This is a genomic window from Pseudorhizobium banfieldiae, assembly GCF_000967425.1.
Lineage (GTDB): Bacteria > Pseudomonadota > Alphaproteobacteria > Rhizobiales > Rhizobiaceae > Neorhizobium > Neorhizobium banfieldiae.
Map to the genome: position 1 here is coordinate 41,073 of NZ_FO082821.1, position 13,709 is coordinate 54,781.

19 protein-coding genes are annotated in these 13,709 nt (G+C 60.3%); 14 read left to right on the plus strand and 5 right to left on the minus strand.

The window, feature by feature from the left end; genetic code table 11:
- Positions 1 to 58 precede the first annotated feature (58 nt).
- The 4 genes from NT26_RS20635 (at position 59) to NT26_RS20650 (ending at position 3,688) form a co-directional block, all read left to right on the plus strand.
- Positions 59 to 1,669 carry an RcgA family putative transporter gene (locus tag NT26_RS20635; RefSeq protein WP_052642489.1) on the plus strand — a complete coding sequence of 537 codons (1,611 nt, stop codon included), beginning with the start codon at positions 59 to 61 and terminating at the stop codon, positions 1,667 to 1,669.
- Positions 1,659 to 2,681, plus strand: coding sequence for an alpha/beta fold hydrolase (locus tag NT26_RS20640; protein WP_052642491.1), 1,023 nt, complete (start codon positions 1,659 to 1,661; stop codon positions 2,679 to 2,681). The genes NT26_RS20635 and NT26_RS20640 overlap by 11 nt, the downstream gene beginning before the upstream one ends.
- A 460-nt stretch (positions 2,682 to 3,141) precedes the next feature.
- On the plus strand, positions 3,142 to 3,339 hold the full coding sequence (locus tag NT26_RS20645) for a hypothetical protein (protein WP_052642493.1): 198 nt from the start codon (positions 3,142 to 3,144) through the stop codon (positions 3,337 to 3,339).
- Positions 3,340 to 3,436: 97 nt separating this feature from the next.
- The gene (locus NT26_RS20650) at positions 3,437 to 3,688 is read left to right on the plus strand and encodes a hypothetical protein (protein ID WP_052642495.1); all 252 of its coding nucleotides are present in this window, start codon (positions 3,437 to 3,439) and stop codon (positions 3,686 to 3,688) included.
- On the opposite strand, the gene ligD is transcribed toward NT26_RS20650, so the two are convergent.
- Both ligD and NT26_RS20660 read right to left on the minus strand, forming a co-directional pair.
- A complete protein-coding gene (gene ligD, locus NT26_RS20655) occupies positions 3,685 to 4,740 on the minus strand; it encodes a non-homologous end-joining DNA ligase (protein ID WP_052642497.1) in 1,056 nt (351 codons plus the stop codon). The two genes, NT26_RS20650 and ligD, sit on opposite strands and share 4 nt — an antisense overlap.
- Before the next feature lie 201 nt (positions 4,741 to 4,941).
- Positions 4,942 to 5,355: a MerR family transcriptional regulator gene (locus tag NT26_RS20660; RefSeq protein WP_052642499.1), complete on the minus strand. Its 414-nt coding sequence runs from the start codon at positions 5,353 to 5,355 to the stop codon at positions 4,942 to 4,944.
- 76 nt (positions 5,356 to 5,431) lie between these two features.
- Here NT26_RS20660 and NT26_RS20665 point away from each other — a divergent pair, with 76 nt between their 5' ends.
- The 7 genes from NT26_RS20665 (at position 5,432) to NT26_RS20695 (ending at position 10,490) form a co-directional block, all read left to right on the plus strand.
- Complete coding sequence (locus tag NT26_RS20665) at positions 5,432 to 5,830, plus strand: mercuric transporter MerT family protein (RefSeq protein WP_052642501.1); 399 nt, start codon at positions 5,432 to 5,434, stop codon at positions 5,828 to 5,830.
- A gap of 17 nt (positions 5,831 to 5,847) precedes the next feature.
- Complete coding sequence (locus NT26_RS20670; RefSeq protein WP_225246255.1) at positions 5,848 to 6,186, plus strand: heavy-metal-associated domain-containing protein; 339 nt, start codon at positions 5,848 to 5,850, stop codon at positions 6,184 to 6,186.
- A 4-nt stretch (positions 6,187 to 6,190) separates the two neighbouring features.
- Positions 6,191 to 6,409: a hypothetical protein gene (locus tag NT26_RS20675; protein WP_125302879.1), complete on the plus strand. Its 219-nt coding sequence runs from the start codon at positions 6,191 to 6,193 to the stop codon at positions 6,407 to 6,409.
- A gap of 9 nt (positions 6,410 to 6,418) precedes the next feature.
- Positions 6,419 to 7,849, plus strand: a complete 1,431-nt coding sequence (gene merA / locus NT26_RS20680) for a mercury(II) reductase (RefSeq protein ID WP_052642505.1) — start codon at positions 6,419 to 6,421, stop codon at positions 7,847 to 7,849.
- Between the two features lie 9 nt (positions 7,850 to 7,858).
- The gene (locus NT26_RS20685) at positions 7,859 to 8,119 is read left to right on the plus strand and encodes a hypothetical protein (RefSeq protein WP_052642507.1); all 261 of its coding nucleotides are present in this window, start codon (positions 7,859 to 7,861) and stop codon (positions 8,117 to 8,119) included.
- A gap of 130 nt (positions 8,120 to 8,249) precedes the next feature.
- Positions 8,250 to 9,605 (plus strand): dihydrolipoyl dehydrogenase family protein, encoded by a 1,356-nt coding sequence (locus NT26_RS20690; protein ID WP_052642509.1) that lies wholly within the window; start codon positions 8,250 to 8,252, stop codon positions 9,603 to 9,605.
- Positions 9,606 to 9,824: 219 nt separating this feature from the next.
- Positions 9,825 to 10,490, plus strand: coding sequence for a hypothetical protein (locus tag NT26_RS20695; RefSeq protein ID WP_052642511.1), 666 nt, complete (start codon positions 9,825 to 9,827; stop codon positions 10,488 to 10,490).
- Here NT26_RS20695 and hisI read toward each other — a convergent pair.
- Positions 10,421 to 10,837 (minus strand): phosphoribosyl-AMP cyclohydrolase, encoded by a 417-nt coding sequence (gene hisI, locus NT26_RS22515; protein ID WP_077472851.1) that lies wholly within the window; start codon positions 10,835 to 10,837, stop codon positions 10,421 to 10,423. The two genes, NT26_RS20695 and hisI, sit on opposite strands and share 70 nt — an antisense overlap.
- Before the next feature lie 55 nt (positions 10,838 to 10,892).
- On the minus strand, positions 10,893 to 11,186 hold the full coding sequence (locus NT26_RS22895; protein ID WP_077472850.1) for a hypothetical protein: 294 nt from the start codon (positions 11,184 to 11,186) through the stop codon (positions 10,893 to 10,895).
- A gap of 387 nt (positions 11,187 to 11,573) precedes the next feature.
- Between NT26_RS22895 and NT26_RS20705 the strand changes: the two genes are divergently transcribed.
- From NT26_RS20705 to NT26_RS20715, 3 genes are all read left to right on the plus strand, one after another.
- Complete coding sequence (locus NT26_RS20705) at positions 11,574 to 11,996, plus strand: mercuric transporter MerT family protein (protein WP_052642515.1); 423 nt, start codon at positions 11,574 to 11,576, stop codon at positions 11,994 to 11,996.
- Between the two features lie 19 nt (positions 11,997 to 12,015).
- Positions 12,016 to 12,309 carry a cation transporter gene (locus NT26_RS20710; RefSeq protein WP_052642517.1) on the plus strand — a complete coding sequence of 98 codons (294 nt, stop codon included), beginning with the start codon at positions 12,016 to 12,018 and terminating at the stop codon, positions 12,307 to 12,309.
- 151 nt (positions 12,310 to 12,460) lie between these two features.
- Entirely contained in the window at positions 12,461 to 12,859 is a 399-nt protein-coding gene (locus NT26_RS20715; RefSeq protein WP_052642519.1) for a MerC domain-containing protein, read from the plus strand.
- 132 nt (positions 12,860 to 12,991) lie between these two features.
- Here NT26_RS20715 and NT26_RS20720 read toward each other — a convergent pair whose 3' ends face one another.
- Positions 12,992 to 13,618: a recombinase family protein gene (locus tag NT26_RS20720; RefSeq protein ID WP_052642521.1), complete on the minus strand. Its 627-nt coding sequence runs from the start codon at positions 13,616 to 13,618 to the stop codon at positions 12,992 to 12,994.
- Positions 13,619 to 13,709 lie beyond the last annotated feature (91 nt).

The window sequence follows — 13,709 nt, forward strand, 5'->3', positions numbered from 1 at the left end:
AACCTGACGACACGCACGATAGGATGCGAAACGAAACGAAATCCGGGCCTGCAAGTCATTGGAAAAAAACGGTAAGATTTTTGTCGCGCCGCCTAACAACGGAAGCGATTTCAAGGAGCTGTTCAAGCAGATGGCCGCTGCAGGAGCCGGTCGGCCCTTGGGTGATGATGGTTTTCCGCAAGGCCCCTGGACGCCGGAACTGCTGGCGGATGCCATTTCGAAGATCGACTCCAATCGTAGCGGGGTGGATCTCCGCACGGTCCAGCTCTGGTTTCAGGAGAACGACAAGGGCATCAGCACCACCAACATCCGCTGGCTCGCACGCATCTTTGGTTGCGGCGACAAGGAGGCGACGAATGATTGGATGAAGGAGCTTAGTGCAGCGCAAGCCCGCCTGACTGCCAAGCGACGGGATACCAGAAAGACTGGCGGCGCAGCTACTTCGCGAGTGCCGGACATGCCGGCGCCAGCCGCAAACCAGATTCCGCTAACGCCGGTCGTCTCGGTGGATCTTGAACCCATGTCGACGGAGCGGCCATCTGGTTTGGCGATCAGGACCGAGACGATTTTCTCTCACGGATCACACTTGAATCTGCCGTCTTCGGTCTTTGCCGGTTCGTCCGCTCTTGGGTTCCTGTCCTATATCCTTGGGATCCACACCATCACCTATATGCGCGAGGACGGTATCGAAAAACAGGTCGGCTTTCTGTGGGCGCCAAACTGGACCTTCCTCTTCATGGTGCTGCTGCCGCTGTTCTTCGCCATAGTCATCGAGCTTCTGGTTTTCTGGAAACATGATGCACGTCCAAGGTTTCTGGCACATGCCGATCGACCTCAAAGCGGGGATGCCTGGATTCAAAACCTGCAGGCGAACTCCCATACCTATTGGGCGGTTTTCCTGATCTGCATCTTGTTTGCCGGCCTGGCTCAATGGATTGGGGTGCAGCTGATCCCGCTGTTAGAACAGGCGCAGGATTTTGCCCCGAGTTGGGGGACGATTGGCATCATACGGCCTGACATAATCTCGACCCCGGCAGCCATCGTCTTCACCGCCCTCGCCTACCTCTATATGTCCGTCACCTTCTACCTGCTCTTTGCGGGCCTGATCATTCTGCATACGATCATCCATGATCTTTGGAAGCTCGATAGCCAAGCGACGCTTCGGACTGATCAGGCATCAGGGCCGGGGGTCAGTGAGGCCGCTCTGAGGATCATGCGGGGGGTGTTTCGATGCACAGTTCTCGTCGTCCTGGCCGCCATCTGCATGAAAGCGCAGAGCGCCTATCTCGCTTCACAAGGCCCCGACATCATAACGTGGATCGTTCGCGATGTGTGGGCTGCCCTCACCAACTACGACGACGGCGATCATATCTTCGGCTATCGAATGCCAACCCACTACAGCAGCCTCCTCGTCGCAATATCGAGCTGCAGCGTCTTCCTGTATGGAGCGATCCGGCTGGGCAGTGACAGACGTCTGCGAGCGCCCTTGTGGAAGATGTCTTCCGCGATCGGACTGCTCCTGATCTCGTATCTGACGATCGATGCCTTTGACGGCTTCTCGGTTTTGCTGATTGTCGCCGCATTGATAGCTACATACGGGCTATTTGATCCAGAGTTTGGATTCGGCTGGCGAGCCGGCGGTATGGAAGGCGACAGCCATGTTTCATAGCTGGCTCGATCGCTGGGACGAGGGCCGCGCCCAACGCGGCGAAGAGGCCAAGGAGACCACGGACCTCATTCTGGACGCCGATCGTGCATTCCCCGGCATGGGAGCGGCTGAAACGCTAGAGGAGTTCTGCGTACTCGCGGAAACGGCCGCCGCTGATCCGGGTTTCTTTGATCCGCCTGATTCAAGCGACCAAACCTTTGAGCTGCGGGATGGCTGGCTGAAATTCCCTTCGGACATCTCAACGGATGTCGCGGAAAACAACATCGTGTGGGCCAGGATCACGGAGAGCGGAAAACGCGATAAGGCGGTGGTGATCTTCCATCACTGGAACGCCGAAAGTCGGAACCGGCAGATTGCCGGGTTCCTCTCCTGGCAAGGGATCACGGTTATCGAGATCGCCATGCCTTACCACTTGGAGCGCAAGCGCCCGGGCTCGCTCTATGCCGATTACATGCTCAGCGCCAATCTCGGCCGAACGGTGCAGGCCGTCAGACAGGCTGTATGGGACGGGCGCAAGCTTATCCGCTGGCTAAAGCGCGAGGGGTATCGGGATGTTTCTGTCCTCGGGATGAGTCTTGGTTCCTGGATAGCCGGACTGGTCGCGGCGCATGAGACCGCCGTTTCTCGGGCGTCACTCTTCCTCACGGCAGGAAGCCTTGCCGAAATGGTATGGACCGGGCGCGCAACCCGTTCGATCCGGAAGAGTCTCGAGCCGCATCTTGCGCTTGCCCAGCTTCAACGAGCGTGGGCACCACTCGATCTTGAAAACCATGCAGACAGGCTGGCGCGGCCAAGCCTCGAAATTCATGTCATCCTGGCATCGAGGGACACGGTTGTTTTACCGGACCTGTCAGAACGCCTGCTGAAGCGGCTGCAGAATGCCGGAGCCAGAGTGAGCGTGCTGCGGCTGAATTGCGGGCACTACTCTCTTGGGCGGCCACCCTACATCTTGGGAGCCGGATGGAGCCTGAAGCGGTTTCTGATGCGCAAGCGCGAGGCCGCCCAGGCTTAGGAGCGCTTGAGCGCCGCATCGAGCGGCACCCAACCGCAATGAGGGGAGCCCCCTTCGGCCCCTCCCCTCAAACTCCCCTTCCCCCCTCACGACGGAGGCGCCCCGCAAGCGGGACGGTTCACTGAGGCTTGTTGTCGTTTCCGGCTAGGAGCGTCGACGTGAGCTCAACCACCGCTGCAGCATCACGGCGATGGAGATCCGACCTGGCGGCCGGATCACGATTTGCCGGTTGAAGGCAAAGACGACGGCCGGGGCTACGAAGGCCGCGTTTTCAGGCCGCTCCTTAGTGGCCGTACGTAATCTAATGCTGCGCACAATACGTCGGGCCCCGCCTTGGCGTGCAACCCTAAAGGGTTCTCCTCTCCGCTGCGCTCCGTTGCGATCGCTTCGCGATGCACTCGGCGGTTCCAGCCGTATTCGAGCTTCGCGATTACGCACAACCACTAAGGAGGAACCTCTGATGAAAACGCTCGTAACCTTCTGCCAGAAAACCGGCCGTCGCCTTCGCCAGTTCATCAACCGGCAAATCGCGAAGCTGTCCCACAAGGGCCAACTTCGATTCTCCATCGCCGTGATGCTTCCGCTCATCGCCAAGGTCGAGTTCAGCTATCAAGTCGAGCTCAACAGCAAGGCCGGAAACGACAACAAGCCTCAGTGAAGCACGGCCGCACCCTGCCCTGCAGGGTGCGGCCTATCCGTCGTGATCCCGAACCCGCGGCCTTGCACGCGCCCGCAGGAAGCATATTTGCTGGAACATGACCGACTTTCCAAAAGCGCCACCCGAAAAGGATGAAAGCCGCTACATCGCGTGTCAGATGGCGGTGGAAACTGTTTTGCAGGACCTGGTAGAGGATGCCATGCGCCGAGGTTGGGAGGAGACGGAAGTCCTCTCTGCCATTACAGAGGTTGCGGACAACCTCATGCTGGCGGCGGATGCCAATCGGGATCTAGACCTGCTTCTCGCTGCTCTGAGAAGAAACATGCCCCCGCCCAATCTTGCCGGTTAGGCGTCTCCAACCTCGAGCGAATATACTGCCGCTGCGTCTTCAGGGTCGCGAAGTCCCTTGAACGAGGCGTGGCGCAGTTTCCCGTCGGACGTCCATCCCCGGAAGTCGATTTCAGCGATCAGGCCTGGATCTGTCGCGATGCGGGTCTTCTCTTTGAAGCGGATCACCGGCTTGTTCGTTTTCAGCTCGTCGAGCTGCTTTCGCAACGCTCGCGCTTGCTGATGTTTAAAGCCAGTTCCGACACTTCCGACATAGACGTACTCACCTCCTCTGAGAGCTCCGAGAAGGAGGCTTCCAAAGCCATCTGGCATAGCTGACGACAGTTCATAGCCGAGGATGGCAAAGCTTTCGCGCTGGACGCACTTGATCTTAATCCAGTCGCCAGTCTTGCCCGGTCTGTAGGGGCGATCACGATGCTTGCCGATGATGCCTTCCAGGCCCAGCGCGCAAGCGTGTTCGATCAGCCTTTCGGGATCCTCGTTGATTTCCTCGGACAAGCGGATCGCCCCTGTGGCCTCATCAAGCAGATCCTCAAGGATGTGCCGCCGTGCAGCAAACTCCAGCTTACGCAGATCATGGCCGTCGAGGTACATGAGATCGAACGCGAACATGAGCGCGGTTGCAGCCGGGTGTTTTCCGGTCCGGCCCCCAAGCGAGCCCTGCAGCAGCCCGAAGTCTGGTCGCCCCATCTCGTCGAGCACGACGGCTTCACCATCGAGGATGAATGTCGCCGGACCAAGAGCGGCCGCCGCTGACGCAATGGCCGGGAATCTTTCCGTCCAGTCAAAGCCGCCGCGTGTCAGGATCCTCACCTTGGATAGCTCCCGGTGGACAGAAATCCGGTAGCCGTCCCACTTGATATCGTAGGACCATTCAGGCCCCTTCGGCGGGCGGTTCTTCAAGACGGCTAGGCAAGGTTCGACGCGATCCGGCATGGGATCGAACAGGAGGCGCGGCTGTTCAGGGTCGCGAGGTCTCAGGCGTCCGCTTCGCAGCGGCGCCTTATCTTCCGTCAGAAGCGGTTTTGGCGGCTTTCGCGGTCCTTTTACCATTCCGCCATTTCAGCAGAGACAGCTTAACAACCCGCTTAGGAAGCCTCTGGACCTCCGTCCGCTTGCTCCATAGGGTTTCGGTGCCCGGAAACGACGTAGGACAGGCACTGGTGGATCAGGCAACCGCCCAGGAGCTGCTGAAGCTCATTCACAGTATGGGGTCGGTTCCGGTATGGGGCGAAATGACACCCTAAGCGCCCGTCAAGCGGCGAGCGCGTTAAGGATCGGGCATTCCGGCACGTCTTCGCCAGAGCATTGCGAGATCATTGTCACGAGCACCGCTTCAATGCGCTGGAGGTCGGCAATCTTGGCGCGAACCTCGGCTAGATGCGGTTCGGTCCGGCGCTGCACCTCCGCGCAGGTCTGGCTTCTGCAATCGACAAGATGAAGCAGGCCGCGGACCTCGTCGATGCCAAAGCCGAGTTCGCGCGCCCTGAGGATGAAGCGCAGGCGGCGGACGTCGGTTTCGTCATAGATGCGATAACCGCTGGCGCTGCGCGGCGGGTCGGGTAGCAGGCCGATCTTCTCGTAATAGCGGATGGTCTCCAGATGGCAGCCGGTCGCACGGGCCAATTGGTGGCGCTGCAGTCCCTTGGCGGAAAGAAGAGAATTCATGGTGAAAATACCTCTTGAGTCTGTACTGGCTACAGAGCCTATCCTGTTTTCAGTCAGAAATCGAGGATGGTTTGCGATGAACGAAATTGGTAGCAAGACATTGAATTCTTCGAAGGCGGCCGCCGAACCGGATCGGCGCGAGGGCGGGCTCGCGGCGATAAGCGTTATCGGCGCTTTTCTGGCATCGGCCTGTTGCATCGTCCCGCTGCTCCTGGTGACACTCGGTGTATCGGGCGCATGGATCGGCAACCTGACGATGCTCGAACCCTATAAGCCCTATATCGCGGCGGCGACACTCGTGCCGCTCGGGTTTGGCTTCTGGCAGGTCTATTTCAAGCCCAAAGCCGCGTGCGAGCCGGGTTCCTACTGCGCCCGTCCGCGCTCCGCCATCATCACCAAGACCGCGCTTTGGATCGCAACGATCCTCATCGTGCTCGCCAGCACCATCGGCTGGTGGGCGCCGCTGTTCTATTGAAACGAGGAGATAACCACGTGAAATACCTGTCGAAACATCTGGTCGCCGCGGCTGCGCTTGGCTTGAGCGGTACTATTATGCTGCCACTTGCCCTTCCCGCGTCCGCACAATCCGCGTCGGAAACGGTTACCGTCAAGGAGCTGACGCAGACCTTCGCAATCGAGAACATGTATTGTGCCCTTTGTCCGGTCACCGTGCGCAAGGCCATGGAAGGCGTTGCGGGCGTGAAGTCGGTCAAGGTGGATTTCGAGGCCAAGACGGCGACGGTTGCCTATGACCCGTCGACCGCGACGGTCGCGGCCATTGCCGCTGCTTCCACCAATGTTGGCTATCCTGCCAAGGCGATCGGGAGTTGAGTCCGTGCCTGACCGGTCCATGCTTGGCGTCGGAGTGGTTGGCGTCTTGATCGCGGCGCTGTGCTGTCTGGTGCCGATCCTGCTGGTGGCGGCAGGTTTGATCGGCGTGGGAGCGCTGACAACAGCGGTCTACGGTCTGGTGCCAATTCTCATCCTCATCATTGCCGCAGCCGGTTACCTGCTGTGGCGACATCGTTCACACATCGATACCAGGAAACATTAGGAGATTTTCATGTCTGACTGCTGTGCGCCCCAAAAAGGCAATGGCCGCTACGATCTTGCGGTGATCGGTGCCGGTTCGGCCGGGTTCTCGGCCGCAATCACGGCCTCTGAGCAGGGGGCGAATGTCGCCCTGATCGGCCACGGCACGATCGGCGGCACCTGTGTCAATGTCGGCTGCGTACCGTCGAAGACGATGATCCGCGCTGCCGAGGCGCTGCATGGTGCACGCGCCGCGCATCGCTTTCCCGGTCTTGCCGGGGAAGCCAACGTCGCTGACTGGGGCCGTTTGGTCGCCGCCAAGGACGACCTGGTGACCACGCTCAGGCAGAAGAAATATGTCGACCTTCTGCCACAATACAACGGCGTCGCCTATCTGGAAGGGAAAGCGCGCCTGAATGGTCAGGGCGCTCTGATTGTGAACGGCGATCCGATCATGGCTGGCAAAATCATCATTGCTACCGGATCAGCGCCGGCCCTGCCGGACATTCCCGGCATTGGGGATGTGCCTTACCTCACCAGCACGACCGCGCTCGAGCTTTCCGAGCTGCCGCGTTCGCTGCTGGTGATCGGCGGTGGCTATATCGGCTGTGAACTGGCGCAGATGTTCGCCCGTGCCGGGGCGGAAGTGACACTTGTAACCCGCCGCCGCCTGTTGCCGGAAGCCGAGCCGGAAATCTCCGCAGCATTGACCGGTTATCTTCGCGACGAGGGCATTACCGTCCTAACCGGCCTCTCCTATCGCCGGATCGCGCGCACGGACCGCGGTGTCGAACTGACGGTCGCCATCGACGGAGCGGACGAAGTGATCGCGGCCGAGCAGGTGCTTTTGACCACTGGGCGGTCCCCGAACACCGGCGGTCTTGGCCTTGCCGAGGCGGGAGTTAAGCTATGCGGTAATGGCGGCGTCTTGGTTGATGAGCGGATGCGCACCTCAAAGCCTGGCGTCTATGCGGCAGGTGATGTCACCGGTCGCGACCAGTTCGTCTATATGGCAGCCTATGGCGCCAAGCTCGCTGCCCAAAACGCACTGAACGGTGACAGCCTTGTCTATGACAATGCGGCCATGCCGTGGGTGACGTTCACCGATCCGCAGGTCGCGGGCGTCGGCCTGACCGAACAGGCGGCTCGCGACGCCGGCTTCGAGACCAAGACTTCGATCGTATCTCTTGACCAGGTGCCGAGGGCGCTGGCCGCGCGCGACACGCGCGGGCTCATCAAACTGGTTGCCGACGCCAAAAGCGACCGATTGCTTGGTGGACAGATCCTCGCGCCCGAGGGCGCCGACAGCATCCAGACGGTGGTGTTGGCCATCAAGCACGGCATGACGGCGAAGGCGCTCGGCGAGACAATCTTCCCTTATCTCACCACGGTCGAAGGGTTGAAACTGGCGGCGCAGGGCTTCGGCAAGGACGTGGCGAAGCTGTCATGCTGCGCCGGATAGGAGGCTTCGATGGAACCTTCGAACGGATACGGCCTTGCGGGATTGCTCGCGGCTAAGATCGTCTGCTGCGGCGCGATTGTACTGGCAGCAACAGGCGCGATCAGCTTTGCCGGCCTTGCCAGTTGGCTGGTCGGCGGCGGCTACTTCTGGCTGGCAGCGGCCGTCTTGGCCATTGTCGGAATCTACTTGTGGCGGCACCGCGCGCGGGCAAATGGCAAGACCGACGGCAAAGGCCCCGTCGGTCAACCGATATACGGTCGGCGCAAGTAGTTCTGCTCAAAAGCGTCGCCGGAGGTCATGTTGAGAAGGGTATTATTGCAGGCAGGGCGTTGCAAACCTTGCTGTGGGGGTTAGGTTTTTTGTCAGGGGGAAAAGTAGTCTTTTAGGAGAGGAGAATTGCATGAGCGATAACAAAAGCTTCGATCTGATCGTGATCGGAGGTGGGACGGGTGGAAATGGTGTCGCCCGGATGGCCGCTGACGCTGGCTGGAAGGTCGCCAGCATCGACGCCCTTCCTTTCGGCGGCACCTGTGCATTGCGAGGCTGCGATCCCAAAAAGATGCTGATCGCCGTGACTGAGGGCATTGACTGGGCCCGCAACTTGAGCGGCAAGGGGCTGGAAGCACAGACATCCGTCGACTGGGCGGACATGATCGCCTTCAAGCGCACGTTCACCGACGCGATGCCTGGTCGCATCGAGGGCGGGCTGGAGAAAGCCGGTATCACCGTGTTGCATGGCGAGGCACGCTTCACCGGGCGAGACAAGATCGAGGTGAATGGCGAGATCTTGTCGTCCCGGAACTTTCATATCGCCACCGGCGCTCGGCCAATGACGCTGAATATCCCCGGCGAGGAGTTGCTGGCGACTAGCACCGACTTTCTCGAGCTGCCCGAACGGCCGGACCGGGTCGTGTTCGTCGGCGGCGGATTCATTGCGATGGAATTTGCCCATATCTCCAAACGCGCAGGGGCGCGGGAAGTCACGGTTCTGGAGATGATGGAGCGACCGCTGGGCAATTTCGACCCCGACCTGGTCGGTATCCTTTCCGAGGCGACCGCCGATCTGGGGATTGACCTGCGGACCGAGGCCAAGGTTCTGAAGATCGAGAAAGACGGGTCGGATTTCACCGTTACCTATAAGACGCCGGAAGGAAAGCAGACGATCAATTGTGATCTGGTGGTTCATGCCACCGGGCGCGTGCCCAACATCGAGCATCTCAACCTGGAGGCCGCGGGCGTGGAATACGGCCGCAAAGGCATCAAGGTCAGCCCCTACATGCGGACCACAAATTCCGCCATTTTTGCAGCCGGCGACTGTGCCGACAGTGGGCCTAATCTGACCCCGGTTTCGGCCAACGAAGGCCGGATTGCAGGCAAGAACCTGCTCGCAGGAAAGGATGAGCGCGCGGTCAGTTATCCCCCGATCCCAAGCGTTGTCTTCACGCTGCCGCAGCTTTCCTCGGTCGGCCTGTCCGAAGCCGCAGCACGCGACAAGGGGCTGGCCTTTGACACGCATTTCGAAAAGACCGCCGGCTGGTACTCGTCGCTGCGGGTCGGGGCGCGCTACAGTGCCTACAAGGTTCTGGTCGAGAACGGGACCGGCCATATTCTTGGTGCACATCTGATCGGCCCCGGAGCGGAGGAACAAATCAATCTCTTTGCCATGGCTATGGGCGCAGGGCTGACCGCGAACAGGATCAAGGGCATCATCTTCGCCTATCCCAGCTATGCGTCGGACATCAGTTCGATGGTGTAGCTGATGCGGCAAGGCTGGCATTTCGATTGCGGGCGTCTCTGAAAACGCTCGACGCGACGGGGAGCAGAGTTTGGGAGGCGCCCCACCGGCAGACACACGATCGTTTCGAACGGCCAACGGCCTTACCATCGAGGACAGCATGAGCAAAGGAATGTCCCCCAGTCAGCGATTCCCGACGGTCGAGCGTCTTAGTCCTGCCCGTTCAGCAGGATTACGCCCATGACCAAGCGCCGGGTCTGTGATTCCGAGGCACCCTACGGCGATCCGGGCATGCATCTCGGCCGCCTCGCACTCGGTCTCTCCGACAGCGCCGCTGCGTCGACCGACGCGCGTGCGGTGATCCGCGATATCGGACGGTTGCTGTCCGCGGCAACGCTTCGCGTCGATCGCATCTTTGTGAGCGCGCAGCCGCTGCATCCGGCCTTCCGTGCCCGGACCTATCTCTGGCTTGCCGACGACGACAGAGTTCGTGTCATCGATTGGCCGCATGGTCTGAAGAACCGACCGGGCTATCTCGCTTCCCCGGATCATCATGTGCACACGACGCGCACGGAGCTCCGCGTTCCTCGCCTGCAGGACGTCCGAGCGTTTCGGTGCGACCTCTACGGCGAACTTAGGGCTGACGGCTTTACCGACTATCTTATCGTTCCGCTGCGCTTCGGTGATGGCACGATCAATACTCTCTCCATCGCGACACGCCGGCGGAACGGCTTTCCGGAGGTGGCTTTGGAGGGTTTTCGGCGGCTGGTCGGTCTTCTGACCGTGATACTGGAGCGCCTGGTCGCGCTCGAAAACATCGATATTACCCTGAGGACCTATCTCGGCGGGGCATCCGGCACCCGGCGGAGCGTCGGGCGACCCGGCGCCGTAACGATCCGGCGATAGAAGCAACTCGCCCGGCCGGTATGGCAACATCCGCCGTCTCCGCCAGCGCGCACCTTGAGCCACACCGCGTCCTGATCACAATCGATGCGCAGTTCCTCGACCTGCTGGACTTGCCCACTCGTCGCGCCCTTATGCCAAAGACACTTGCGGGACCGGCTCCAGTACCAGGCCTGACCGGTCTCGATCGTCTTTTCCAGCGCCTCCGCATTCATCCACGCCAGCATTAGCACCACACCGTTCGCCGCATCCGTGGCGACTGCAGGAATGAGCCCATCCGCGTTGAATTGCGGCGTCAGAATGGAGTTTTCTTCGATCGTTTCCGCGAGGTCCGCGGCCGGCGTGGTCATGGGCAAGGGCGTATCTCCGAGTGTACGGGGTATTTCGCGATTGGAGTGTGCCGGCTCAAAGGATGGTTGGTGGTTGGCGGCTGCCGGGCCGTGCTTTGGGCTCGTCACATGTGCATGTCGGGGAGGCATCTTCCCGACGAGATGAAGCCCGGCGCCAGCGCATGAGGGCATAGCCGGCGGCTCCAGCCAGGAGTGTCAGCACACCCCCTATCACGAGACCTTGCCCGCTGAACCAGCCCAAAACGCCGCCCACCGCCGAGCCGATGACTACCGGTCCAAGGCAGCAAAGCGCGACTAAAGGCGCGATGATGATCGCGGTCACGATGCCGGCGGTCGGTTTGTCGTCCAAGGCGCTCTCCGTTCTGATCGCAGATCCATAGCATCGCTGCGGCGCGGTCCATTAATCACAAGCACGACCGCGTCGGGTATCCCGATGACGCGATCGCTGCCAAAGAGATTCGTTACACCCTGTACTCGGTACAGGGTCAAGACAAAATCTTGATCGCTTGGCCACGTAGGCACTGCGGAAACAGAGATTGGTAGCGCCACGGTTCATGATGCTTGAAAACCCCAGCTACGGTCTTCAGACGACAGCGACTGCTCAACGGGTTCCACTTTCCAACGCCCTCACAGAAGCGTGATCGCAAATCGTTGAAATCCCCCTTGAGTCTGTAGTGACTACAAGGCGTAGGCTACTTCGCAAATCGCTGTTCAACGATGCAGAAAGTGAGCAATTATGGAGGCATCATCAGGTCTCAAAGGATCCCGAACGTCGGCGACCGCCGCCATCCACGTGACATCGGAACACCAGCGGGGCGGACGCCAGCAACTGCTCGCCGCCGGCGGCATTCTCGGGGCGATCGCCGTCTCGAGTTGCTGCGTCATCCCGTTTGCCCTGTTCACCGTGGGCATCGGCGGAGCCTGGATCAGCAACCTCACCGCCCTCGAACCGTATCAACCGATTTTTGCCGCCATGACGTTCGGTATCCTCGGCTACGGGTTCTATCTCGTCTATCGCGAGCCAAAGGTCGCCTGCGCTGAGGGCTCCTATTGCGCCCAGCCCAAGTCGGGACGGATCGCCAAAGCCGGCCTCTGGGTTGCCACCGTCCTCGTCATCGTCGGACTAGGGTTCCCGAGACTTGCGCCCCTGTTCCTCTAAGCCAAAGGAGAATGATCCCATGATCCGCCCTGTCGCAGTTGCCGTTCTCCTCGCTCTGCTTTCCCCGCTCGCCGCCGTGGCCGGCGAGAAGACTGTTATACTGAACGTTGACAACGCCACCTGCGCGCTCTGCGCCCCCATCGTCAAAACGGCCCTCTCTCGTGTCTCGGGTGTCACAGCGGTCCAGGTAAAGGAAGCCGACGCAATGTCGGGTGCTGTCGCCACGGTCTCTTTCGATGACGCAGTCACCGGCGTACCGACCCTCATTGCTGCGACGACCAACGCCGGCTATCCGTCGCATGTGGCGCAATAGCCGCCGGCTGATTGGCGGCGGCGGGCGGAGAGCGGTATCACCTCTCTTCGCTGCTCCACATCGGCACGCTGCTGCCTCAAAGGGTGAACGGCGCCGTCGAAAATATCCACCCGGCGGGTGCGAAGTTGCAGGTGTGTAGGAGACTGCAGCTTTGGCCGCGAACACCATCGAGCAAAGTACCTTTTGGAAACGGCACCTGGACAAATTCGGGGCCGCCGGATCGGTCTTCGCGGCGCTCTGCTGCCTCGGTTCCCCGGTACTCCTTTCGATTGTATCGGCCGTCGGGCTTGGCTTCATCAAAAGAGATGCGATCCTGTTCCCATTGTTAGCAGCGTTTCTGGCCGTCACCCTACTCGGGCTATATCTTGGAACACGCAGCCATCATCAACCGTGGGCTCTCATCATCGGGGGGCTCAGTACGCTGGCGATAGCGGTCGTGTTTCTCGGTCTCATGCCAAGCCTTGTCCTGGCCTACGTCGGCATCTCTGGTTTGATCGCCGCCAGTTTTCTCAATGTCTGGCTCAGAGTACGCCAGCTAAGGAGCCGGTAACACCGAAACAATCAGTTCGCTTTTGGCGAACGGGAGACGATGTAGGCGTATCTCTGGTCATGGAGCCGGCGTTGCCCGGCGATCAACCGGCGTTCCGGTTCTCGCTCGATGTCATCGGGACCTTTATCGGGCTCAACGATTTGGCTCGCGAGCGACGATAGCGTTGCGGTTACGTTGCACGATATCGGAGACGGTGTTCTTGCTGAGCCCAAGTTCGCGACCAATGAGCCGATAGCTGCGGCCTTCAGCAACGAGCGCCAGAACTCGCGGAGCCAGACGGTCCGACTTCGGGCGCTGCCCCCGCTGTCGACCGAGTTTCTTGCCGCGCGCTTTGGCAACGGCCAAGCCCGATTTGACCCGTTCGCTGATAAGATCGCGTTCGAATTCAGCGATACCGGAGAGGAAAGTCGCCAGCATACGGCCATGAGGAGATGACAGATCGAAGGTCATGCCGTTCATGGCGATGACTGAGACCTTCCAGCTTTCCAGCTCGCGCAACGTGTTGAGGAGATCGATCGTCGAGCGTCCCCAGCGGGAGAGTTCTGTGACCAGGATGGCGTCGATATGTCTGGCCTGAGCGAGCGCCATGATCTTCTTGCGCTCGGCCCGGTCCAGCTTCACGCCCGAGCCCGTCTCTTTATATATGCCGGCAATTTTATATCCGGCACGTCCGGCGAAGGCGGTCAGATCTCGCTCCTGTCGTTCGCAGGACTGATCAGCCGTCGAAACCCGGCAATAGATGGCCACGCGCTGTCCCAATTGAACCCTCTTGGTTTTGTGGCTCGCAAAGCCTTGATTTGCATGGGGCGATTGTTGTCCAAAACAGACTGTACTTCAACAGGGACAACGC